The following is a 23,453-nucleotide window of genomic DNA, read 5'->3' as shown; positions in this document are numbered from 1 at the left end:
GACTGGCGTTATTCGGACGGCACTTTCCCGGCCGCTGAACCGGTCGGATTCCAGGGCGGAACGGGCCTGGGGGCCTGCGCGCCTATGGGGTGGTCGCTTGCCGTAGGGCGTCTCGGCAGGCCTGGATGGCGGGGTGCCGGCCGCGGCCCCGGCGTACGGCGGTGAAGATCCTGCGGGCCTGGTGGCCGCGGGGCAGCCGACGCAGAGCGATGGTCGGCGGACGGCCGTTCCAGACCAGGTCCGGCAGTAGCGCGGCCGCGTGTCCCAGCTCAACGAGCCGCAGATGCAGGAGCAAGTCGGTGGACTCGAACCGTACGTCGGGCTCGAAGCCGGCGTTGCGGCACAGGGTCATCGCCCAGTGCCGGGCGGCGGTGCCCTGCGGCTCCATCACCCAGGGATGACCGGCCAAGGCTCGCAACGCCTCCGTCGGGCTCGCCGAGTCCGCGGTCAGGGCAGGGTCCGGCTGAGCCAGACGCAGCGGGTCGTCACAGAGGTCCTCCTGCTCCAGTTCGTTCGAGCGGGGGTTGGGATTGTCCGGGTACTCCTCGCCGACCACCAGATCGAAGTCACGCGCCAGGAGCGCGGGAAGGGCCCTCTCCGGCTCCATCTGCGTGACATGGACCCGCAGGTGGGGATGAGCGTCCCGGAGCCGGGTCAGCGCGGCGGGGACCAGGGCCAGGGCCGCGGTCTGGAACGAGGCCAGACGCAGGGTGCCGGTGAGCTCGGTGAGCGAGGTGGCGATGTCCGCTTCGGCACGCTCCAGGCGCTCGAGTACCGCCTCGGTGTGGGCGACGAGGATCTCGGCCTGCGGGGTGAGCCGTACACGCCGCCCCACCGGTTCGAGAAGCGGCACCCCGACCTCCGATTCCAGCTGCGAGAGCTGCTGGGAGACGGAGGAGGGGCTGTAGGAGAGGGCGGCGGCGACGGCGGCCAGCGTGCCGCGGTGCTTGAGCTCGCGCAGCAGCCGCAGCCGGTGGAGATCGAACATGGCAGACCGGCCTCCTCGTCAGCGCTGTTCATCAGTCGGTTTCTGTGATGAATATAGATCGGAAACATTCGCTGGACCGATGGAAAGCGGGGCCGCACGCTGGTCCTGTGCCTGAGACAGCTCCCTTCCTCCACACGCTTGCGTGGTTCACGCGCCCTGTCGCCCGGACCTGGACCTGCGAGCCGGCCCCTGCCGCAGTGCGGACGTTCCACGCCTCACTGCCTGACTACGCGCCCACGCCTCTGACAGAACTCCCGTCGCTTGCCGCGGAGTTGGGAGTCGGCCGGGTGTTCGTCAAGGACGAGTCCGCCCGTCTGGGGTTACCCGCCTTCAAGGCGCTGGGCGTCTCCTGGGCCGTGCACCGCGCCCTTGCCGAACGGGCGGTCGGCCTCGGCGCGTCCTCGGAGCCGGTCACGCTCGTGACCGCCACCGACGGCAACCATGGCCGGGCCGTGGCCCGTACGGCCCGCCTGCTCGGCCTGCGCGCCCACGTCTTCGTCCCCCAGGGCGTACATCCTCAAGCGGCGGCCGCCATCGCCGCCGAACAGGCGCTGGTCACCCAGGTCGCCGGGTCGTACGACACGGCGGTGCGCCAGGCAGCCGACGCGGCCGCCGCGCCCGATGCCCTTCTCGTCCAGGACACGGCATGGTCCGGCTATGAACAGATCCCCGGCTGGATCGTCGAGGGCTACTCGACGCTGTTCGTCGAGACAGATGCGCAACTGGCCGCCGCCGGCATCCACATGCCCGACCTCGTCGCCGTCCCGGTCGGCGTGGGCTCACTGGCCCAGGCTGCCGTCACCCACTACCGCAGCCGCTCCGCGGGCCATGCCCCGGCACTGCTGTCGGTGGAACCCACCGCGGCGGTCTGTGTCTTGGAGAGCCTCATGCGCGACGAGGCGATCAGTGTGGACACCGGTGAGACCAGCATGGCCGGTCTGAACTGCGGCACGCCCTCCAGCCTTGCCTGGCCCCATCTGCGTGACGGCCTGGACGCCGCGATCGCCGTCACCGACACCGGCAGCGCCCGCGCAGCCCGTGACCTCGCTGTGCTCGGTGTCTCCTCCGGGCCCTGCGGCGCCGCCTCACTGGCCGGTGCCCGCGCGGCCCTCACGGGCGACGGCGCGGACGAACGCCGCGCCGCCCTGGCCCTCGACTCCGCGTCGACCCTCGTGCTGCTCAGTACCGAAGGCGCTGCCGCCAACCCGCAGGCCTCTACCGACCACCCGACTGCTGCCGGGGCCGCCCTGTGCTGACGCAGTTCATGGCCGCGGCCGGAGTCCTCGCCATGCTGACTGTGGTACCAGGGCCCGACCTGGCAGTGGTGACCCAGCGAGCTGTCGTCTCGGGGCCGGCCGATGGTCTGCGTACCGTGGGCGGCATCGCTGCCGGCCTGCTGATCTGGGGTGTCCTCACCATCGCCGGACTCGCAGCCGTACTGGCCGCCTCGACCGATGCCTATCGGGCCGTCAAGCTCCTCGGTTCCGCCTACCTCGTCCTCCTGGGGGCGCAGGCCTTGTGGCAGAACCGGCGCGGCGCCCCACCAGCCGCCGGATCAGGCGGCGGCCACACCACGGGGAATCCGTGGCGGGCCGGCCTGATCAGCAATGTCCTCAACCCGAAGATCGCGGTCTTCTACACCGGTCTTCTCCCCGCGCTCGTCCCGGCCGGACTGCCCACCGTGGCGGCCATGATGATCCTCGTCCTCATCCACTCCGCACTCTCTCTCGCCTGGCTGGGCAGCTACGTGTTCGTGCTGGCGAGGGCCAAGCCGGTCTTCGAGAGACCACACGTACGCCGTGCCCTCGGGCGGACCACTGGCGTCGTGCTGATCGGTTTCGGCATCGCCGTCGCGGCGGCTTCCGGCTGACCCGCACCACGAACCCACGAACCGTGCCGGGGACGCCTACCCGGACCTCGCCCCGCCACCGATGCGGGCCGTCGCCCGGACCGGGGCCCCGTCCGCCCCGGGCAGGTGCAGCGGGAAGAGGAACACCTCCACCGGGCTGCCCGCCTCCTGGGCGTCGGCGACGCGGGCGAGGCCCGTCAGATTCTCGGCGATCACGCCTCCAGCGCCGCACAGGACACGGTGCGCGGGAAGCGCCGCACCGCCCGTGGGGTCCACGCTCAGCGCGTCGACGCCTACGGTGCGGCCGCCCGCGCCGACGATCGCCTGGGCCGCCTCCGGCGTGAGCCAGGGATGGGCCAGGTAGTGGTCCGTTCCCCAGTACGCCGACCAGCCGGTGGCCAGCAGGAGGATGGCGGTCGGCTGGAGCCGCAGACGGCTCAGGGCGGGGGCGAGCAGGTCGGGGGTGATCGGTGCGCGCGCCGGGAGCCCCCGCACATCGGCGAGGACCGCGGGTCCCGCGAAACGCTCCAGCGGCAGGTCGTCCAGCGTGGGCCACGCCTCGTCCACGTGGTACGGCGCGTCGACATGCGTCCCGGACTGCGAACCCATGTGGAGCCGCAGGACGTTGACGCCGTGCTCGGCGACGCGTAGCGCCTGGGACACCTCCACCCGCGGGTCACCGGGATAGACGGGCATCCCGGTGACCAGGGGGAAGGAGAGATCGAGCCAGGACTCCATCAGTTCCCCTCCTCCCATTCCCCTTCCGGGCATCGTCAGTTGCCCTCGACGGCCAGCACCGGCTGCGCGCCGTCGGTCTCCGTGCCGGGTCCCGTGATCGGCGGCACCGGAACGTCGACCGTACGGGCCAGCCGCGCGCCCTCGGGCCCGTACACGGCCCGGGGTTCCGGGAAGAGCCGCAGCAGTGCCAGGAACAGCACGGCGGCGACGGCCAGCGACAGCGGCAGGCTGATGTCGATGCCGTTCGCCAGGTCGCCCAGCGGACCGACGAACTGGCCGGGGATGTTGGTGAACAGTACACCGATCACCGCGGCCACCCACCAGGCCGTCATGCCCCGCCAGTTCCAGCCGTGGGAGAACCAGTAACGGCCGCCGCGCTGTCGGCGGTTGAAGACCTGGAGCGCGTCCGGGTCGTACCAGCCGCGCCGGGTGTAGAAGCCGAGGATCATCACGACCATCCACGGAGTGGTGCAGGTGATGATCATCGTGGCGAACGTCGAGATGGACTGCACCAGGTCGAAGCCGAAACGTCCGATGAAGATGAACGCGATCGACAACACGCCGACCAGGAACGTCGCCTGGACCCGCGACAACCGGGGGAACACCGACGAGAAGTCGAGCCCGGTTCCGTACAACGACGTCGTACCCGTCGACATGCCGCCGATCAGCGCGAGCAGACACACCGGCAGGAAGAACCAGCTCGGCGAGATGGCCAGCAGCCCGCCCACGAAATCGGGGGCCGCAGGGTCGACGTACTTCGGGGCCTTGGTCGCGATGATGCTCGCGGTCGCCAGACCGAAGACGAACGGCAGCAGGGTCGCGATCTGGGAGAGGAACGCCGCACCGACGACCTTGCGGCGCGGCGTGTGGGCCGGGATGTAGCGCGACCAGTCGCCCAGGAACGCGCCGAAGGACACCGGGTTCGACAGCACGATCAGCGCCGAGCCGATGAAGGAGGGCCAGAACAGCGCCTGCGTCGCCGAGTCGGCGGAGGCCGTGAAGACACCCGCGTACGAGGGGTCGAAGTCACCGGCGAAGGCGATCGCGCCGAGCAGGAACAGCGCGGTCGCCGAGGTCACCGCGATCTTGTTGACGAACAGCATGAACCGGAACCCGTAGACGCACACCGCGAGCACCAGACCGCCGAACAGCGCGTACGCGACGACGTACGACAGCGTGCTGCGCTCCAGGCCGAAGAGCCGGTGCGCGCCGCCGACCAGGGCGTCGCCGGAGCTCCACACCGAGATCGAGAAGAACGCGACGGCCGTGAGCAGCGAGAGGAACGAGCCGACGACCCGGCCGTGCACACCCAGGTGCGCGGAGGAGGCGACCGCGTTGTTCGTGCCGTTGACGGGGCCGAACACCGCCATCGGGCACAGGATCAGGGCGCCGACGACGACTCCGAGGAGTGTTGCCGCGAGCCCCTGCCAGAAGGAGAGGCCGAAGAGAATGGGGAAGGCCCCGAGGACGCAGGTGGAGAAGGTGTTCGCACCGCCGAAGGCGACCCGGAACAGATCGAGCGGCGAGGCGGTGCGGTCGGCGTCGGGGATGCGCTCGACGCCGTAGGCCTCCACCTCGGTGAGGGACGGGGGAGGGGTGGTCGGGGAGTTGTCGGACAAGAGTGCTCCAGCGAAGTGCCTGTACCGGACGGGCGGTGGAGCGCGTTGTGGCGCCGGGGGAGGGATGGCCGGTTGTCGCCGCTGGGGTGTGCGGCGTGAGCGGATGCCGTCCTCGTGGGGTCTGCCGACGCTAAGGCGGTGCGGCGGCCGCGCACCAGAAGGCGAACCATCCATCCTTCGCGCATGAGATGGAGTATTCGTCCATCGCCCGGAGACCTCGGCGGCTCACTCGGTCGGGCCGACCTCCTGCGCGGCGCGCCAGCCGTGCCACCGGTGGACGGTGATCGCGATCGCCGGGCCGTCCGGCGGCTGGTTGCGGTACTGCGCGTACTTCTCCCGCAGCGGGGCGATCGCCGCGGTGTACTCGTCCCGCGCGTCGGGCGGCAGGACGCGGGCGTCGCCGTCCGCCCGCACCCACCACAGCCGGTCCCAGTCCTCGTCGTACGCGTCCACGAGCAGGCAGACGGCCGGGTGGGCGGCGATGTTGTGCAGGCGCCGCAGTCGCTGTGACTTCTTGGGTTTCCGGTCGACGGCGGTGACGAGCTCGTCGCCGCGCCCCGCGAACACGACCGGCACCAGGTGGGGGCGTCCTTCGGCGTCCACCGTCGCCAGGCGCGCCACCCGTGCCGTCAGGAACCGGCGGCGCGCCTCGTCCTCGTCCATGTCCGGCACGGTGAGCTCCCAATCCCCGGCGGGCGGGCGCCGTCACCGGTAGGCGGACGCGGACTCGGCCAGGTCGTCCAGCGTGCGCAGGGTCTCGCCCTCCGGCCGGGTCGGCAGATACAGCAGTACGCGTTCGACGCCGAGTTCCGCGTAGATGTCGAGGGACTCCCGGTCGTGGCGGGCCGCGTAGACCACCACGGCCGGCCGGTCACCGGCGATCTCCCGCATGCGGTCGATCCGCGAGCCCAACTCCTTGGGCGGTACGCCGCTGGGCATCCACGCCGTCCCGTACTCGGCGACGCGGGCGAAGGCACGGTCGCTGTTGCCGCCGACCCAGATGGGCGGATAGGGCCGCTGGACCGGCTTGGGCCAGCTGTGGACCGGGTCGAAATCGACGAAGTCGCCGTGGAATTCGGCCTCGTCCTTGGTCCACAGCTCGACGATCGCGCCGATCCGCTCGTTCATCAGCCGACCGCGCTCGGCCGGATTCGTTCCGTGGTTGCGCATCTCCTCCCGGTTCCAGCCGGCGCCGACACCGAAGACCGCACGGCCACCGGAGAGCAGATCAAGGGTGGCCACCTCCTTCGCGGTGATGATCGGATCACGCTCCACCACCAACGCGATCCCGGTACCCAGGAGCAGCTCGCGGGTCACGGAGGCGGCTGCTCCGAGCGCCACGAACGGATCGAGCGTGCGGTAGTACACCCGGGGCAGCTCACCACCGGCCGGGTACGGCGTCTCCCGGTTCACCGGAATGTGCGTGTGCTCGGCCAGGAGGAGTGCGTCGAACGCGCGTTCCTCCAGGGCCGGCCCCAGCGCCGCCGGACCGATGCCCTCGTCGGTGAGAAACGTCGACACCCCGAACTTCATCCGCGACCACCTCGTTTCGTCGCCACCTCCTGCCAGTGTGGCCCGGTCGGTCACTCCTCGTCGGCCGGAGCATCCTCCGGTTCGGTGTCCGGGCCCTGTGCCCGCACCCGCTGCACATGCTCCAGCGAGTCCCGCAGCTCGCTGAGCCAGTCGTCGGTGTGGCGCTGCACGAGGCGTACGCACCAGGCCAGGGCGTCGCTGCGGCTGCGGGCGACACCGGCGGCGACCAGGGTGTCGAGGACCTGACGCTCGGGCTGGCGCAACCGGGTCATGACGGGCGCGGCGATGTGCGTGAACAGCGCGCGCTCGCCGCCGCACTCCACACCCCAGGAGACCTTCTTGCGGAACCTGTGCTCCGCCTCGCGCGCCACCGCGACGCGGTCCTCGCGGGTGCGCTCGCGGAATTCCTGGATACGTGCCTGGACAGCCGCCTCCTTCTCGGCGTCCGAGGCGCCTTCGGCGAGCCGGGGCTCGGGGATGCGGCCGATGACGGCGATCTCCTCGCGGTCGACCGTCACGTCCACGAGGCTCTCGAAGAGAGCGTCGGGCAAGCGGCCGGCGAACCAGCCGCGCAGCTTCTCGCTTTGCTCCGTTGTAATCATGTAATAACGATTACTCCATTGCTGGGCGCGCGCAAGAGGCTCCGCCATGGGCTGAAGCGGAATGTTTCAGGCCTATTGCCGAGCCGGGGGAATCCGGCCAGGAAGGCGCTCTCTTTGATCAACAACCGCCCAGTTCCGGGGCTTGAACGGGCGAATTCCGTAACTTCACGCCACTGCTTCAACACTCAAAGTTACCGAAACGCATGGGGTCGATGTGTGTTTCCGGTGTGGACTCGGCAGACTCGCGCTCGCCGAACCGGCACACAACCGAGCCGGTATGGCATTCAATCGAGCGGAAGGATGCACACAATGCCGACCACCGCACGCTGGGCAGCGGCTCTCACCCTGACGGCCACCGCCGTCTGCGGACCCCTGGCCGGGTCCGCCCTCGCGGCCCCGGGCCTCGGTCCGTCCGGTCTGTACGCCCCCTCGGCCCTGGTGCTCACCATGGGCCACGGCGACAACGCGGCCACCGTCACTCCGGAACGAGCGGTCACCCTGAACTGCGCCCCGACCGCCTCCGGCACCCACCCCGCCGCCACCGAGGCCTGCGCCGAACTCCGCGGAGCCGGCGGCGACTTCGACGCCCTGACGGTCAGAGACGAGGTCTTCTGTACGAAGCAGTTCGACCCCGTGGTCGTCACGGTCGACGGTGTCTGGCAGGGCAAGCGCGTCTCGTACGAGCGCACCTTCGCCAACGAGTGCGTGAAGAACTCCTACGGGATGACCGTCTTCACGTTCTGAGGGACCGGGATCGCGCGGTCCTCGTGAACGTCGATCGAGGTCCGTAACTGGGGAGTGCGGGCCCCGTCGCGGGGCGCCACGCGATTTCGCACCGGGGGTCGGCCGGACAGAGTGGGGCTGTCGGCCGGCCCTCGGCATTCGTGTGTGCTCCAGCGGTTGGCGTGGGAGGGGTAGCGGTTTCAGTCGGAGAAGCCGCCCCGGCGCGGCCGGACACCTCGATGGGGCGCGGTCCTCGAGAACTGGTTCAGTCGGCCAAGCGAGTTCAGGAGTTGGGGTATGGACTCAGCGCGCCGGGGTCGCGATGCGCAGATGCGACCCACCGGTCGGCGGCGGGGCCTCGTCGCTGTGCCGGGTGATGTCCGCCCACCACGAGCCGCCCTCCTCCATGTGCCGCAGCAGGACGCCCTCGCGGATGGCCCAGGGGCAGATGGAGACCTTCTTGAGGCCCGTCAGTTTCATCGCCGTGTGCCCGACCACCGCGCCGGCCAGGCTCTGGGCGGCCCGCGGTGCCGAGATGCCCGGCAGCAGCGCGCGCTCCGCGGCCGTGAGACGGGAGAGGAGGTCGAGCGAGTCGCGTAAGTCCGCCCGGCGCAACTCCCGCTCCATGAACGGGCCCTGACGTCCGGGCGGGGCACCGCACAGCCGGGCCAGCTGCTGAAAGGTCCGTGAGGTCGCCACGGCGGTGCGCGGTCCCTCCCAGCGGATCCGTGCGGCCACGTCCCGCAGTTGATGGCGTACGTTGCGGCGCAGCGCCCTGACGCTGTCCGCCGACGGCGGATCCTGGCCCTCGAAGACCTCGCGGGTCAGCCGGCCCGCACCGAGCGGCAGCGAGGCCACGAAGTCCGGCAGCCTGCCCCGGCCGAAAGCCACCTCCAGCGAACCGCCGCCGATGTCCAGGAGGGCGAGCGGCCCCGAGCGCCAGCCCATCCAGCGGCGCGCCCCGAGGAACGTGAGCTCGGCCTCCACCTCGCCCGGCAGGGTGCACAGCCGCACTCCGGTCTCCGCGCGTACGGCGCGCAGCACCTCCTGACGGTTCGGGGCGTTGCGCACCACGGTGGTCGCGAAGGCCAACGGGCCCGCCGCGCCCCATCGTTGGGCCGTACTGCCCGCCGCACGTACCGCCTCGACCAGCCGACCCACCGCCTCCTCGGGGATCGGACCGCCGTGCGCCACCCGCTCGGACAGTCGCAGCCGCCACTTGGCGGTGTGCACCGGCAGCGGCAGCCCGCCCTCGGCGTCCGCCACCACGAGCCGCACCGTGTTCGACCCCACATCCACCACGCTCACCCGCATGCCGCTGCATGTACCCCCGGTGCTGCAACGGCACGCCCCGAATGAACCTCTGTGAAACGTCGGGGGTCATCGAGCACAGTGGTGCCCGGTGCCTGTGCGCTGCGGATCGCGGGGTTCGCGTGGGGCGGCTGCGCGGAGGAGCCGTGGGCGGCGTTCAGGGCCGTCCTGCTCAACCCTTGGTCAGATCTCGCCGCGCCCGGCGCCGCCCGCGGCCACCTCACTCCGGGCCGCGCCAGGGACGGAGCCTGGGCCACCAGCCGGGCACCGCCCGCCGGTAGCGCTCGTACTCCGCGCCGAACCTGCGGGTCAGTTCCGGCTCCTCGTACCACCGGGCGAACGCCGCCATCACGAGCCCCGCGATCGCCCCGTACACCACGAGGACCGGCCGTGCGAGCAGCAGGGCCTGCCCGGCGATCACCGCCACGACCGCCACGTACATCGGATTGCGGACATGACGGTAGAGCCCGCCCACGACCAGATGCCGCGTGGGCGCGACCGGCGCGGGAGTGCCGAGGCCCTCGGCGACGAACCGCACAAAGGCGGACAGCAGGACCACCGCGCCCGCGACCAGGGGCACCAGGCCCAGCACGCGCACGGGCAGCCACCAGTCACCGGCCCGCCAGCCGGTCAGCCACCAGGGGAGCAGGACGGCCACGGTGCCCGGGGCGAGCGCCAGGAACAGCGAACTGCCGACCGCCGCCGCGGATCTGCGCATACGCCCACGATGGCGGCTGCGCGGCCCGGCGTAAACGTGCGCCGCATGCGGGCTGCCCCTCACGAAGGCGTGCTGCATGCGGGGCTGCCCATCACCAAGGTGCGCCGCTGGCGGGCTGCCGTCGCCGACTCGTGCCGTCGGCGGGTTCTGCCAGTCGCCCACGTGCGCAGGCGGATGCTCGTCGCCGACGTGTACCACCGTCGTCGGGCTGCCGTCAGCGAGGTGTGCCGTCGGCGGGCAGCGCGTCATCGATGTGCGCCGGCCCGGACCGGACACGGCACCGATGTGCGCCGGCCCGGAGCGGACACAGCACCAACGTGGTCCCGCCCGAGCGGACACGTCACCGACGTGCGCCGACCGGAGCAGGCGTGTCACCGGTCCGAGTCGCCCGGGATGCCGACGCGGGCGCGGCACCGTAGCGGTGGAGCATGCGTGTACTTGGCGAGCTGGACCGGCGGCTGTTCACACGGGTGGCCGGGGCGTGGGTGCCCGGAGCCGATCCGGCGCTGCGGCGGCTCAGCCACTCCGCCGACCACGGACGCCTGTGGCTGGGAACGGCGGCAGGGCTCGCGGCGCTGGGCGGGCACAGGGCCAGGCGGGCGGCGCTGCGCGGAGTGGGCTCGCTCGCGCTGGCCTCGCTGACCGTGAACACGGTCGTGAAGTGGAGTGCCCGGCGCCCCCGCCCGCTGCTGGAGCACGTACCGCCGATCCGCCACCTCAGGCGTCAGCCGCGCACCACGTCCTTCCCCTCGGGACACTCCGCCTCGGCGGCGGCCTTCGCCACCGCGGTCGCCCTGGAGTCCACGCGCTACGGCGCCCTGGTCGCGCCGCTCGCCGCCACGGTCGCCTTCTCACGCGTCTACGTGGGCGTGCACTACCCCGGGGACGTGCTGGCCGGCGTGGCGATCGGGGCCGGGGCCGCCGCGCTCACCTGCCGCTGGTGGCCGCCGCGTGCGGCCGTCCCGGAGCGGGAGAGGCCCGCGGCACACGCGCCCGCGCTGCCCCGCGGCGAGGGGCTGGTCGTCTTCGTCAACAGCCGGGCCGGCACCGGCGCGCCCGCCGCGCCCCTGCCGCCCGCCGAGCGGCTGCGCGCACTGCTGCCCGGGGCCGAGCTGATCGAGCGCGGTCCCGGCGACGACTTCGCCGCGCTGCTCATCGAGGCGGCCGACCGGGCCGCGCGGGCGGGCGGCGCGCTGGGCGTGTGCGGAGGCGACGGCAGCGTCAACGCCGCGGCCCGCGCGGCGGCCGAACGGGGGCTCGCGCTGGCGGTGTTCCCCGGCGGCACCCTCAATCACTTCGCCCAGGACGTGGGCGTACCCGACTTCGAGGACACCGCGGTCGCGGTCGCCCGGGGCGAGGCCGTGACGGTGGACATCGGCGTGGCGAGGTCGGGGACAGGCCAGGACGTACGATTCCTCAACACCTTCAGCATCGGCCTCTACCCCGAACTCGTCCGGCTCCGCGAGCACTTGGAGGAGCGGTGGGGCAAGTGGCCCGCCGCGGCCGTCGCCCTCATCCGGGTGCTGCGCTCCGCGACCCCCATCGAGCTGAGCGTCAACGGCCACCCGCGCCGCCTGTGGCTGCTGTTCGCGGGCAACGGCCGCTACGTGCCGGAGGGTTTCGCCCCCGCCTTCAGACCGCGCCTGGACGACGGACTGCTCGACCTGCGCCTGGTCGACGGGGACCACCGCCTCGCCCGCACCCGCGTCATCGCCTCCGCCCTCGCCGGGGGGCTCCGCCGCTCGCGGGTCTACAGCGCCGAGCACGTCCCCTGGGTGCAGCTGGAGGGTCTCACCGGTATGGACAGCCTCGCGTACGACGGTGAAGTCGCCGCCACACCAGCGGAGTTGCGGTTGGAGAAGGCGCACCGGGCACTCGTCGTGTACCGGCCCGCACAGCTGCAGAACGAGCTCGCTCAGCAGGCCCGACTGGCCGCCGCGACGGCCCGTTACCGGCGACGGACGGGACAGTCCACCACCGACGACGCGTGAGTCGGCCCGCCACCCGAGACGGGTGAGCCGGTCCGCCACCGGAGACGAAACGAATGAGGGGCCGCCGTCTCCCTGCAGACGGCGGCCCCTCGGCCCTGCGGTGATCAGGTCAGGAAGTGATCACATGTGGACGACCGGTGCGGCGTCCGCGTCCTGCTCCAGCTTCCCGCGGCGGTAGAGCAGGAAGGCGATCAGCGCGCCCGCGACGAAGAAGCCGGCCGACCACCAGAAGGCGGTGGTGTAGCTCTCGATCGTCGACTGGGCCTGGACCAGCTTGTTGGTCGCGTCCTTGCCGGACAGATAGCTCGTCGCGGCGCTCGCGGCGAGCGTGTTCAGCAGCGCCGTACCGATCGAACCGCCCACCTGCTGCATGGTGTTGACGGTCGCGGAGGCGACACCGGCGTCCTCCGGGGCGATTCCGCTGGTGGCCAGCGACATGGCCGGCGGCATCACGATGCCGAGGCCCGCGCCGATCAAGAGCAGCTGCGGCAGTACGTCGGTCGAGAAGGACGAGTCGAGGCCGATGCCGGTCAGCCATGCCATGCCCACCGCGGCGATCGCGAAGCCCGCGGGGATGACGGCCTTCGGCCCGATCCGCGGCACCAGCATCGTGGTGGAGACCTGGGCCATGACCATCAGGGCCGCCATCATCGGCAGGAACGCCACACCGGTCTTCGTCGGGCTGAAGCCCAGGTTCAGCTGCAGGTAGTAGGTGAGGAAGAGGAAGACGCCGAACATGCCCGCGCCGGTGATCAGCACGGTGATGAACGAGGCGGCGCGGTCGCGGTCGAGCAGCACGCGCATCGGCAGCAGCGGGTGCTTGGCCCGGGTCTGCCACCAGGTGAACGCGGTCAGCAGGACTCCGCCCGCGGCCAGGAAGCCCCAGGTGGCGGGCGAACTCCAGTCGTGCGTCTCGGCGTTGGAGAAGCCGTAGACCAGGGAGAAGAGACCGGAGGAGACCAGCAGCGTGCCCGGCAGGTCGAGCTTGGAGTTGGCCGCGTCACGGTGATTGTTCAGCAGCACCCAGCCGCCGGCGAAGGCGACGACCGCGAAGACGAGGTTGACGAACAGCGTCCAGCGCCAGTCGAGCGCGTCGGTCAGCACACCGCCGAGCAGCAGGCCGACCGCGCCACCGGCCCCGGCGATCGCGCCGTACACGCTGAACGCCTTGGCGCGTTCCTTGGCGTCGGTGAACGTCGTGTTGAGCAGCGAGAGCGCGGCGGGCGCGAGGAGCGCGCCGAAGACGCCCTGGAGGGCGCGTGCGGTGACCAGCATCCCGAAGCTGGTGGACGCGCCGCCGAGCACCGAGGCCGCGGCGAATCCGGCGACACCGACGAGGAAGGCGGGCTTGCGCCCGAAGAGGTCCGCGATGCGCCCGCCGAGCAGGAGCAGCGAGGCGAAGGCCAGGGAGTAGGCGGTGACGATCCACTGCCGGTTGCCGTCGGAGAAGCCCAGGTCCGTCTGGGCGGACGGCAGGGCGATGTTCACGATGGTGGCGTCGAGGACCACCATCAGCTGCGCGATGCCGATGATCGCGAGGATGAGCCAGCGCCGCTTCGAGTCCGGTGCGGGCGGTGCGTCCACGGCACCGGCGCGGGTGCCTTCGGTCAGGGTCTGAGGCATGGCGGAACCACTCCAGGGAAGTCGCTCAAAGGTGGCGAGCAGGTAAACGAAACCGTTTCGTACACATCGCAGCCTAGACCCGGTTTATCGAAACGGCAAAGTTTCGCTCGCGTGGTGTGTGCGGGGTCACACATGCCTTGACGGGTATATAACTACAGAGGCATATTGAACCCATGTCCGACGACTCTCTCTGGGCCGCACTCGCCGACCCCCACCGGCGGGCCATCGTCGAGCTGCTCCTGGAACGGCCGCGCGCCGTCGGTGAGATCGTCGAGGCGTGCGGTCTGAGTCAGCCCAGCACCTCCAAGCATCTGCGGGTGCTGCGGGACACAGGGCTCGTGCGGGTACGGCAGGACGCGCAGCGCCGTGTCTACGCGCTCGAACCCGCCCCGATCGCCGCGCTCGACGCCTGGCTGACCCCGTACCGGAAGCTGTGGAACGAGAGCCTCGACGCCCTCGGCCGCCGCCTGGACGAGGCGGCGAGGGAGCCGTCCGACGAACCCGAACAACCCTCCCCGAAGGACTGATCCACCATGTCCGCCGAACCCACCGCCCTGACCGGCACCTACCTCACCCTCGACGACGGCCGCCCCGCCGTCCGCTTCAGCCGGACCTACGACCACCCCGTCGACCGCGTCTGGCAGTTCGTGACCGACCCCGACGAGCTGGCCGGATGGTTCCCGTCCCGCGCCGAGATCGAGCTGCGACCCGGCGGCACCATCACGTTCAGCGGCGACCCCAACATGGAGAACTCGACGGGGCGGGTCATCGCCGTCGACGCGCCGCGGCACCTCTCCTTCGAATGGGGCGGCGACGAGCTGCACTTCGACCTCGAGGCCCTCGACGAGAAGCGCACGCACTTCACGCTCACCAACGTCCTCGCCGCCAAGAACACCGCCGCGCGCAACGGCGCCGGCTGGGAGGTGTGCCTCGCCGCCCTCGACGCGAAGGCCCGCGGCGAGCGCTTCGAAGGCCCGCACGCCGGGGCCGGTGCGCCCTGGAAGGAGATCTACCGCGGCTACATCGAGGCCGGAGTCCCCTCCGGCGCCCCAGTCCCCGGGCTCGACTGACCGGCTACTGCATCTGGCGCCGCACCAGCTCGTGCAGCCGCCCGCCCGTGTCCGCCAGAAGCTGCGCGGGCGGGCCCTGCTGGGCGACCCGGCCGTCCTCCATCACGATGACGCGGTCCGCGTCCATGACCGTGGACAGACGGTGCGCGATCACGACCCGGGTGGCGTTCAGCGCCCGGGTGCTCTCGATGACCGTGCGCTGTGTCTCGTTGTCCAGGGCGCTGGTGGCCTCGTCGAAGAAGAGGATGCGCGGGCGGCGGATCAGCGCCGCCGCGATCATCAGACGCTGGCGCTGGCCGCCGGAGATCGCGCCGCTGCCGGAGACGATCGTGTGCAGCCCCATCGGCATCCGCTTGATGTCCTCGGCGAGGCCCGCCATTTCGGCCGCCGCCATCGCCTCCTCGGGCGTGTACGGCTCGGTGCCGCAGATGCAGTCCAGGATCGAGCCGGTGAACGGCTGTGCGTGCTGGAGTACGACACCGCACTGACGGCGTACGGCGGACTGGTCGAGGGCCGCCAGATCCTGGCCGTCGTACAGCACACTGCCCGAGACCGGCTTGTCGAAGCCGATCAGCAGCCGCAGCAGCGTGGACTTGCCGCAGCCACTGGGGCCGACGATCGCCACGAACTCGCCCGGCCTGATGTCGAACGACACGTCGTCGAGGACGAGCGGGCCGTCGTCGGCGTACCGGAACGAGAGCCGTCGGGCCTCGATGCCCCCGGAGAGGACGCCCGGGCGGGTGCTGGCCACGCGCACCTCGGGAGTCGCGTCGAGCACCGGCTTGATCTCCTCGAACATCGGCAGCGCGGCCGCCGCCGAGACGAACGCGCCGGTGATCTGGGTGACCGAGGTCAGCAGCATCGTCATCGCCGTGTTGAAGGTGAGGAAGTCCGCGGCCGACAGCGAACCGCGCGCCGGGCCTGCCAGCAGCATGAAGGTCAGCAGGGAGCACAGCGGCAGATACACCGCGCCCAGCACGGTGGTGAGGTTCTTGATGCGGCCGACCTTCTGCTGGAGCTCACGGCTGCGCGCGAACTCGCTCGCCCAGGCGGCGTACGCGTAGTTCTCGGCCGCCGCGACCCGCAGTTTGGGCAGCCCGCGCAGGGTCTGGAACGCCTGGTTGTTCAGCTTGTTGCTGAGCACGACCAGCCGTCGCTGCCAGCGCACCTGCCACAGGCCGAGGCCCAGGAACACGGCCGCGATGACGACGAGCATGCCGATCGCGGCGAGCGCCATCGGCACGCTGTACCAGAGCACCAGCCCCAGGTTCATCGCGCCGACCGTGCCCGCCTGCGCGACCGTCGGGCCGACGCCCGCGAGGAGCCGGCGGATCGCGCTGATGCCCATGGCGGCACTGGCGAGTTCACCGGTCGAGCGCGAGGTGAAGAACTTGGTCGGCAGCCTGAGCAGCCGGTCCCAGACGGCCGGTTGGAGTGTCGCCTCGATCCGCCCCTCCATCCGCAGCATCGTGAGGTTCTGCAGCAGCGTGAACGCCGCCGACACGACGCTGGTGATCATGAGGGCGAGACAGACCTGCACGATGAGGCCGTGCTGGGCCTTCGGCACGTACTCGCCGAGCACCTTGCCGGTGGCGATCGGCACCAGCGCGCCGATCGCGACCGTCACCAGGCCGCTGATCGCGAGGTTGCGCAGATCGCCGCCCGTGCCCCGGAGACAGAACCGCAGCAGCCGCAGGGGGCTCAACTTCCGCTCGGGCAGCGGACGGTAGAACATCACGGCTCGCGGCTCGAACTCCGCCGCGTTGGCCTTCTCGATCGGTGTCTCCCGCCCGGAGGACGGCTGCAAGGCCACATACCCACCGCGCCGCCACAGCAGCGCGACCGGCGCGCCGGACACGGCCCGGTGACCGATCAGCGGACCGATGTTGTCGCGCCACCAGCGCCCGTCCAGGCGTACGGCACGGGTGCGGACGCGCGAGGCGAGCGCGATCCGTTCGACCGGGTCGAGCCGGTCGCTCTCCGTCCCGCTCTGCGCGGGCTCCGCGAGGGTGATCCCGGCCTCGCGGGCGACCAGCTTGCAGGCCGCGTACGTGGCGTCCGTGTCGGCCGCGGTCGGGCGCTTCGCCGACGACTTGCCGATGGAGGCGAGCAGCGTACGGTCGGCCTGGGCGCGGACCGCCTCGCCCGCCTTGATGCCCGCCGCCGTACGGTCCTCGTGGCTGGCCTCCAGCTGCTCGATCCAGCGGTCGAGCGTGGTCAGCAAGCGGTATTGCTGGTCGACCATGCTCTGCCAGACACCGGGGTCCATCAGCAGGTCGGCGGCCGCTTCGGCGCCGTACAGGGAGCCGTACTGGACGCTGCCGGGCGGCACCTGCATCCAGAAGACGTCGTCGTCCGTGAGCGCGGCGGCGTTCTCCGTGGCCATCGGCGCCTGGAAGAGGATGGAGAGGCTGCGGCCGACGCCGAGGGCGAGGGCGTACTCCAGCGGGCTCGACGTCGGCGGTACGTACTGGGGGTTGCCGTACTCGTCGTACGACCAGGTCTCGGTGTTGACCGGCTGGTACAGCTCGCGCAGCACGATCCGGTGCACCACGCAGTCGCGCAACGGCCGCCCGACGAGGGTGTGTTGGGGCCCGGCCACCGGGCCGAGCAGCAGCGAGCCCGGTTCGAGGCGGCCGAGGTGGTGCCAGTGGCCCTGCTGGACGGCGTCGACGGCGAACAGGTCCATGGCGCCCGCCGCGACGAGCCAGAGGACCTGCGGGCCTTCCAGGTCCAGGCGGTTGAAGCCGGAGCAGTCGATCGGCGTACCCATGCCGCCGAGCGCGCCGAGGACGAGGTCTCCCTCGTGAACGCCCTCGTGAACCGTGGTCATCTCATCGCTCCTTGACCAGCTCGGCGTACGGACCGCCGGCCGCCACCAGGGCGTCGTGCCGCCCGCGTTCCACGATCGTGCCGTGCTGAAGTACGACGATCTCGTCGCTGTCGCGCACCGTGCTGAGCCGGTGCGCGATCACCACACAGGCGCAGCCGCGCTTGCGCAGGTTGTCGATGACGGTCTGCTCGGTCTCCGCGTCCAGCGCGCTGGTCACCTCGTCGAGCACCAGGATGCTGGGCCGGCGCACCAACGCCCGGGCGATCTCCAGACGTTGACGCTGGCCGCCGGAGAAGTTGCGCCCGTCCTGTTCGACCCGGCTGTGGATGCCGCCGGGGCGGCGCATCACCACGTCGTACAGGGCCGCGTCCTCCAGCGCCGCGATCACGGCGTCGTCCGGGATCGACGGGTCCCAGAGCGCGATGTTGTCGCGGACCGTTCCCTCGAAGAGGAAGACGTCCTGGTCGACGAAGGACACGGAGGCCGCGAGCGCACCGCGCGGGATGTCCTCCAGACGCTGCCCGTCGATACGGATCGTGCCCTCCCACGGGGCGTACAGGCCCGAAATCAGCCGGGACACCGTCGACTTGCCGCTTCCCGAGCCGCCGACCAGCGCGACCTGCTGGCCCGGGCCGACCGTCAGCGAGAAGCCGGTGAGCAGGGGCTTGTCGAGCGGGCTGTAGCCGAACGTGATGTTCTCCAGCTCGACATGGCCGTGCAGCCGGCGGGTGGACTCGCCGGTGCCGGAGCGGGCGTAGAGCGGGTCGGCCTGGAAGTTCTCGACGTCCTTGAGGCGGGCGACGTCGGCGGCGAAGTCCTGGATGCGGCCCGCGACACCGTTGAGCCGGGTGATCGGTGCGGTGAAGCGGGTGACGAGGGCCTGGAAGGCGACCAGCAGACCCACCGAGATGTGGCCCTCGACCGCGCGCAGACCGCCGATCCACAGGATCAGCGCGGAGTTGAGCGTCGCGAGCGTCGGCGCGACTACGCCCAGCCAGGCGCTCGGCACGCCGAGGCGCTGCTGCTCCTCCAGCGTGGTGGCGTGCTGCCCCGCCCACTTGCGGAAGTAGCCGTCCTCGCCGCCGGTGGCCTTCATCGTCTCGATCAACTGGAGGCCGGTGTAGGCGGTGTTGGTGAGCCGGGCGGTGTCCGCGCGCAGCTTCGCGGTGCGGGTCGCGCGCAGCCGGATCACCACCCGCATGGCCACCACGTTGAGCAGCGCGACGCCGATGCCCACGGCGGTGAGCTGCGGGTCGTAGGTGTAGAGCAGCACCGCGTAGAGCACGACCACGATCGCGTCCACACCGGCCGCCGCGAGATCGCGGGCCAGGGTCTCGGCCACCGCGTCGTTCGACTGGAGCCGCTGCACCAGGTCGGCCGGGCTGCGCTGGGAGAAGAAGGTGACCGGCAGCCGCAGCAGATGCCGCAGGAAGCGCGCGCTGCTGAGCGTGGAGGAGATGATGCGGCCGCGCAGCAGATTCGCCTGCTGCAACCAGGTCAGCACCACCGTAAGCAGCACGGAGGCGCCCATCGACGCGAACAGCACGCCGAGCAGTGAGCTCTGACCGCCGATCAGATACTGGTCGATGTACGTCCGGCTGAGCGCGGGCACCGCCGCGCCGACCGCCACCAGCAGCAGACTCGCCAGTACGGCCGCGGGCATCGTCCCCGAAGTCCCGCGCAGCCGGGCCGGCATGGCACCCAGCACCCCGGGCTTGCGACCGCCCTTGCGGAAGTCCGGCCCCGGCTCCATGACCAGGACCACACCGGTGAAGCTGGTGTCGAAGTCCTCCATCGGCACGAAACGCCGGCCCTTGCCGGGGTCGTTGATGTGCACGCCGCGCCGTCCGAAACGGCGCCCCATGCCGTCGTACACGACGTAGTGGTTGAACTCCCAGAACAGGATCGCGGGCGCCCTCACCTCGGCGAGCGCGGCCGTGTCCATCTGCATGCCCTTGGCCGTCAGACCGTAACTGCGCGCCGCCTTCAGAAGGTTGCTGGCGCGCGAGCCGTCCCGCGAGACACCGCACGCGATACGCAGCTCTTCGAGCGGAATGTGCCGCCCGTAGTGGCCGAGCACCATGGCGAGCGAGGCCGCGCCGCACTCCACGGCCTCCATCTGGAGCACCGTGGGGGTGCGGACGGTCTTGCCCCGGCCCTTGGGGACCGTGCGCTTCGGCGGGGCGGCGCGGCGCCTGCCCCGGGTGTCCTGTACGGCGGTCACGGCAGCAGCCAATCGATGGGGCGCTGATCGGCCAGGCGGATCGAACCCGTGGCCAGGGTCATGGAGGTGAGCGCGAACGGCGGACCGTCCGCCGAGGACCACTTGAGACCGCTCTTCGTGTCGGACGAGCGGTCGAGACGGACGAGGACGGCCACCGGCCTGCCCTTCTTGGTGAACTGCTCGCCCAGCTGGCTGTCGCCCAGGAAGGACGCGATCTGCTGCTGGGTCTGCACCGTCCGGTCGACCGCCTTCACATGGCCGCGCAGCACCCCGTACTGCTGGGTCGGCACCGACTGGACGGTGAGGTCGACGGCGGCGTTCGCGGGAATCGTGGAGGCGTTCTCGGCGGGGACATACACCGTCGCGTACAGCGGATCGTCGGCGTGGGCGACCTTCTCCACGGCCGCGACGTTCGCGCCGGTCGAGATGATCGCGCCGATGGTGGCGGCGAGCGCGGTGATGCGGCCCGCGGCGACGGTGCGGACGACGGCCGTTTCGCCTTGCGCCGTACGGACTTTGAGTACGGGGGCGTTCGCGGCCAGGCGCTCGCCCTCCTTGGCGAGGACCGCGGTGACCTGCCCGGCGACAGGGCTCTGCAGAACGTAACTGCCCTCCCCGTGCGTGAGGATGGCGGGTGCGCTGACCGTGGACGCGACGGTTCCCGTCACCGCCCACACCGACGCGGCCGCCATGACGACAACCGTCACGGACAGGACGAGCCAGCCCTGGGGGCGGGCGAAGCGCACCGGAAGGTCGAGCTCTTCGGGCGACTGCAGCTTGGCGAGGGCCTGTTGGCGAAACTGCACGGGACTTCCCTCACCTGCGACGACATAAGAACGGGGTCGGCGAGTGAGCCGAAGGGGCGCGCCCCGGAGGCGAACCGAGCCTCAAAAAGGGGGGGCATCCGAGAGTCCCGGAACCGGGAAGCGGTTCCGGGACTCAACGGCATGAAATGCGATCAGAGACCGGCAACCAGGCCGGTGACCGGGGCGGTGTTCAGGCCGGTCACACCCTCGACGGTGCCGACGGCCGTGCCCACGAGGCCGGAGACCGGGGCAACGCCGTCGACCAGGTCGGTGACGGTGCCAACAGAGTTCAGCGACAGGCCGCCGGAGACGTTGTCGAGGTCGGCGTCCGAGATCTCGGCGGTCTCAACACGGGGGGTGGAGTTCATGATGGAACTTCCCTTCGTCTGGATATTTCATAAGGGGGAGAGCGGCCCCCTCTGGGGACAGATGACGGCCGCCACCGCGGGGCGCGGCAACCCGTTTCCGGGAGCCTTGGCGCGACCTCCGCAGTGCAACGGATCAAAGCACGCCCGCGTGGCGCGCTTCCAATCAACCAGGGCCCTCACCAGGGCACTTGAGCGCTTCGGCCGTCCAACCGTGCAGGTGCGCACACGTCTCGACGGCGAGTTCTTCACATGCTGCACGGCATCGGTTCGTGCGCGCTCTTGCCGCTCCCGGACCGAATGGGACAGTCCCGTCCCAATGGCGCGGAGGGGGGCGCGCGACTGTGCAGATCCCTCACGCGCGGTGGCTTGCTTGCGTATTCGATGTGCAGATTCGCTGAAGCCGGGATTCCGTTCTTGGCCGGAGACGGACTGTTACCGAGCGGCAGCGGACTGTGTCACCCGATCCGGACGCTGCGCGCCCGTCAACCCAGAAGCGCGTACACCGTGTTGGCCCGTGCCGCGATCTCCGTTGTCCCTTCGGCGGTCATCGTGATGTCCGCGAAGGCCATACGGCGGCCCACCTTGGTGAGGACCGCCTCCACCAGCACGTCCGCGTCCGTCACCGCCCGCTGGAAACTGGTGGACTGCTGGACCGTGGTCATCGGGACGAAGCCGCCGCGCGCCGCCGACACCGCGATCACGGTCGCCGTGTCGGCCGCGGCCATCAGAGCCTGCCCCGACAGGGAACCGCCCTCCCGGGAGAGCCGCGCGGACCACGGCAGCCGCAGGACCGCCCGGCGGTCGGTCAACTCCGCCACGGACAGGCCGAGGTCGAGCACCCAGGGGGCGAAGTGGTCGGCGAGGATCTTGTCGGCTTCGGCGAGGTTCAGTGTCATACGAGGCATTGTTCCCCGGTCGCTCGGCGGAAAGGCGTGATTGCCTCGTAATCCATGCCTTTCGGCGAGGTAACTCCTGCCTTTCTTAAAGGCAGTTGAACAACCCACGTGGCTCACGCGTATCAACAACCATCCAGGCGCCCCCCAGTCAGCTGCCGGACGGCGGCATCGACCCCGTCCCCAGGAGGTCAAGAGTTGAGTCACAAACGGATACCCAAGCGCAAGGCCGCCCTCGCGGCAGGAAGCGTGGCGGCGCTCGGAGCGGCGGCACTTCTGCTGCCCAATGCCAACGCGTCCCAGACGAACGCGGACGACGCCACCCCGAAGACGTTCAAGGCGGCCGATGTCGCGGACGTCGCCTCGCAGCTCGCCTCCCAGTTGGGTGACGCCTTCGCCGGTTCCTACTACGACGCCGGCAAGCAGCAGCTCATCATCAACGTCGTCGGCAACGACAGCAACGTTGTCAACCAGATCGAGAAGGCCGGAGCGGTCGCCAACGAGGTGCAGAACAGCACCTCCGAGCTCAAGGCCGCCGCCAAGACGCTGAAGACGGACGCGACGATCCCGGGCACGGCGTGGGCCGTCGACCCGAAGACCAACGAGATCCGCGTCACCGCCGACTCCACCGTCACGGGCACCAAGTGGGACAGGCTGGAGTCGACCGTCAAGAGCCTCGGCTCGGACGTGGCGACCATCAAGAAGTCCGCGGGCACCTTCAAGACCTTCGTCGATGGTGGCGACGCCATCTTCGGCGGCGGCGCCCGCTGTTCGCTCGGCTTCAACGTCACCGCGGGCGACGGCAGCCCCGCCTTCCTCACCGCGGGCCACTGCGGTGTCGCGGCCGCCCAGTGGTCGGACTCGCAGGACGGCGCGCCGATCGCCACCGTCGACCAGGCCACCTTCCCCGGCGACGGCGACTTCGCCCTCGTCAAGTACGACGACCCGAACACCCAGACCAACAGCGTGGTCAACGTCGGCAACGGCCAGACCGTCACGATCAACCAGGCCGCCGACGCCGCCGTGGGCCAGCAGGTCTTCCGGATGGGCAGCACCACCGGTCTGAACGACGGCAACGTCACCGGACTCGACGCCACCGTCAACTACCCGGAGGGCACGGTCACCGGCCTCATCCAGACCGACGTCTGCGCCGAACCCGGCGACAGCGGTGGCTCCCTGTTCACCCAGGACGGCAGCGCGATCGGCCTGACCTCGGGCGGCAGCGGCGACTGCACCAACGGCGGCGAGACCTTCTTCCAGCCTGTCACGACCGCGCTGGCAGCGGTCGGCGCGACGCTCGGCGCGGGAGACGCCGGGGCCGGCGACGCCGGAGCCGGAGACGCGGGGGCCGGGGACGCCGGTGCCGGGGACGCGGTGGACCCGAGCGCCACGGCGAGCGACCCGGCGGACGCCGGTGACCAGGCCGGCGGTGCGGGTGACCAGGCCGGTGGCGCCGACGACCAGTCGGGCGCCGCGGGCGACCAGTCCGGCACCGGCGTGGACGACGGCTCGGGCCTGGTGACCACCCCCTGACGTCGGTCACCAAGAGCCACTGACCCGGCCG

The 23,453-nt window shown here is 71.0% G+C and carries 21 protein-coding genes; 7 read left to right on the top strand and 14 right to left on the bottom strand.

Annotated features, from left to right (window positions below; genetic code table 11):
- Positions 1–82: 82 nt before the first annotated feature.
- Entirely contained in the window at positions 83–988 is a 906-nt protein-coding gene (locus ACFY0T_RS00255) for a LysR family transcriptional regulator (RefSeq protein ID WP_388863259.1), read from the bottom strand.
- Between the two features lie 197 nt (positions 989–1,185).
- Between ACFY0T_RS00255 and ACFY0T_RS00250 the strand changes: the two genes are divergently transcribed.
- Positions 1,186–2,244 carry a diaminopropionate ammonia-lyase gene (locus ACFY0T_RS00250; RefSeq protein WP_388863257.1) on the top strand — a complete coding sequence of 353 codons (1,059 nt, stop codon included), beginning with the start codon at positions 1,186–1,188 and terminating at the stop codon, positions 2,242–2,244.
- Complete coding sequence (locus tag ACFY0T_RS00245) at positions 2,238–2,858, top strand: LysE family translocator (protein WP_388863255.1); 621 nt, start codon at positions 2,238–2,240, stop codon at positions 2,856–2,858. Before ACFY0T_RS00250 ends, ACFY0T_RS00245 begins: the two co-directional genes overlap by 7 nt.
- 36 nt (positions 2,859–2,894) lie before the next feature.
- Here ACFY0T_RS00245 and ACFY0T_RS00240 read toward each other — a convergent pair whose 3' ends face one another.
- The 5 genes from ACFY0T_RS00240 to ACFY0T_RS00220 form a co-directional block, all read right to left on the bottom strand.
- The gene (locus tag ACFY0T_RS00240; RefSeq protein WP_388863254.1) at positions 2,895–3,575 is read right to left on the bottom strand and encodes a cyclase family protein; all 681 of its coding nucleotides are present in this window, start codon (positions 3,573–3,575) and stop codon (positions 2,895–2,897) included.
- A gap of 35 nt (positions 3,576–3,610) precedes the next feature.
- On the bottom strand, positions 3,611–5,194 hold the full coding sequence (locus ACFY0T_RS00235; RefSeq protein ID WP_388863252.1) for a purine-cytosine permease family protein: 1,584 nt from the start codon (positions 5,192–5,194) through the stop codon (positions 3,611–3,613).
- A 225-nt stretch (positions 5,195–5,419) separates the two neighbouring features.
- A complete protein-coding gene (locus ACFY0T_RS00230; RefSeq protein ID WP_388863250.1) occupies positions 5,420–5,866 on the bottom strand; it encodes a TIGR03668 family PPOX class F420-dependent oxidoreductase in 447 nt (148 codons plus the stop codon).
- Between the two features lie 33 nt (positions 5,867–5,899).
- Complete coding sequence (locus ACFY0T_RS00225; protein ID WP_388863248.1) at positions 5,900–6,727, bottom strand: LLM class F420-dependent oxidoreductase; 828 nt, start codon at positions 6,725–6,727, stop codon at positions 5,900–5,902.
- Between the two features lie 50 nt (positions 6,728–6,777).
- Positions 6,778–7,329, bottom strand: coding sequence for a hypothetical protein (locus ACFY0T_RS00220; protein WP_388863246.1), 552 nt, complete (start codon positions 7,327–7,329; stop codon positions 6,778–6,780).
- A 309-nt stretch (positions 7,330–7,638) separates the two neighbouring features.
- Between ACFY0T_RS00220 and ACFY0T_RS00215 the strand changes: the two genes are divergently transcribed.
- Entirely contained in the window at positions 7,639–8,073 is a 435-nt protein-coding gene (locus ACFY0T_RS00215; RefSeq protein WP_388863244.1) for a protease inhibitor, read from the top strand.
- 282 nt (positions 8,074–8,355) lie between these two features.
- Here the strand turns inward: ACFY0T_RS00215 and ACFY0T_RS00210 are convergent, their stop codons facing one another.
- Both ACFY0T_RS00210 and ACFY0T_RS00205 read right to left on the bottom strand, forming a co-directional pair.
- Positions 8,356–9,366 carry a Ppx/GppA family phosphatase gene (locus ACFY0T_RS00210; RefSeq protein WP_388863242.1) on the bottom strand — a complete coding sequence of 337 codons (1,011 nt, stop codon included), beginning with the start codon at positions 9,364–9,366 and terminating at the stop codon, positions 8,356–8,358.
- A 217-nt stretch (positions 9,367–9,583) separates the two neighbouring features.
- Complete coding sequence (locus ACFY0T_RS00205) at positions 9,584–10,081, bottom strand: methyltransferase family protein (protein ID WP_388863240.1); 498 nt, start codon at positions 10,079–10,081, stop codon at positions 9,584–9,586.
- A 428-nt stretch (positions 10,082–10,509) separates the two neighbouring features.
- Between ACFY0T_RS00205 and ACFY0T_RS00200 the strand changes: the two genes are divergently transcribed.
- Positions 10,510–12,072, top strand: a complete 1,563-nt coding sequence (locus tag ACFY0T_RS00200; protein WP_388863238.1) for a bifunctional phosphatase PAP2/diacylglycerol kinase family protein — start codon at positions 10,510–10,512, stop codon at positions 12,070–12,072.
- Between the two features lie 120 nt (positions 12,073–12,192).
- Here ACFY0T_RS00200 and ACFY0T_RS00195 read toward each other — a convergent pair whose 3' ends face one another.
- Positions 12,193–13,695: an MFS transporter gene (locus ACFY0T_RS00195; RefSeq protein ID WP_388863236.1), complete on the bottom strand. Its 1,503-nt coding sequence runs from the start codon at positions 13,693–13,695 to the stop codon at positions 12,193–12,195.
- Between the two features lie 173 nt (positions 13,696–13,868).
- Here ACFY0T_RS00195 and ACFY0T_RS00190 point away from each other — a divergent pair, with 173 nt between their 5' ends.
- Together ACFY0T_RS00190 and ACFY0T_RS00185 are read left to right on the top strand one after the other, a co-directional pair.
- Complete coding sequence (locus ACFY0T_RS00190) at positions 13,869–14,222, top strand: ArsR/SmtB family transcription factor (protein WP_388863234.1); 354 nt, start codon at positions 13,869–13,871, stop codon at positions 14,220–14,222.
- A gap of 6 nt (positions 14,223–14,228) precedes the next feature.
- Entirely contained in the window at positions 14,229–14,765 is a 537-nt protein-coding gene (locus tag ACFY0T_RS00185) for an SRPBCC family protein (protein WP_388863232.1), read from the top strand.
- 4 nt (positions 14,766–14,769) lie between these two features.
- Here ACFY0T_RS00185 and ACFY0T_RS00180 read toward each other — a convergent pair whose 3' ends face one another.
- From ACFY0T_RS00180 to ACFY0T_RS00160, 5 genes are all read right to left on the bottom strand, one after another.
- On the bottom strand, positions 14,770–17,598 hold the full coding sequence (locus ACFY0T_RS00180) for an NHLP bacteriocin export ABC transporter permease/ATPase subunit (protein WP_388863231.1): 2,829 nt from the start codon (positions 17,596–17,598) through the stop codon (positions 14,770–14,772).
- A 1-nt stretch (position 17,599) separates the two neighbouring features.
- Complete coding sequence (locus ACFY0T_RS00175; protein ID WP_388863229.1) at positions 17,600–19,822, bottom strand: NHLP family bacteriocin export ABC transporter peptidase/permease/ATPase subunit; 2,223 nt, start codon at positions 19,820–19,822, stop codon at positions 17,600–17,602.
- A complete protein-coding gene (locus ACFY0T_RS00170; RefSeq protein ID WP_388863227.1) occupies positions 19,819–20,628 on the bottom strand; it encodes an HlyD family efflux transporter periplasmic adaptor subunit in 810 nt (269 codons plus the stop codon). The genes ACFY0T_RS00175 and ACFY0T_RS00170 overlap by 4 nt, the downstream gene beginning before the upstream one ends.
- 152 nt (positions 20,629–20,780) lie before the next feature.
- Positions 20,781–20,996 (bottom strand): type A2 lantipeptide, encoded by a 216-nt coding sequence (locus tag ACFY0T_RS00165; protein ID WP_388863225.1) that lies wholly within the window; start codon positions 20,994–20,996, stop codon positions 20,781–20,783.
- A 482-nt stretch (positions 20,997–21,478) separates the two neighbouring features.
- Positions 21,479–21,892: a PaaI family thioesterase gene (locus tag ACFY0T_RS00160; protein ID WP_388863223.1), complete on the bottom strand. Its 414-nt coding sequence runs from the start codon at positions 21,890–21,892 to the stop codon at positions 21,479–21,481.
- Positions 21,893–22,087: 195 nt separating this feature from the next.
- Here ACFY0T_RS00160 and ACFY0T_RS00155 point away from each other — a divergent pair, with 195 nt between their 5' ends.
- A complete protein-coding gene (locus tag ACFY0T_RS00155) occupies positions 22,088–23,422 on the top strand; it encodes a S1 family peptidase (protein WP_388863221.1) in 1,335 nt (444 codons plus the stop codon).
- Positions 23,423–23,453 lie beyond the last annotated feature (31 nt).

Source organism: Streptomyces sp. NPDC001530 (assembly GCF_042894545.1).
Taxonomy (GTDB): Bacteria; Actinomycetota; Actinomycetes; order Streptomycetales; family Streptomycetaceae; genus Streptomyces.
Note: the sequence above shows the minus strand (reverse complement) of the source record. Positions and strands in the feature narration are given on the sequence as shown.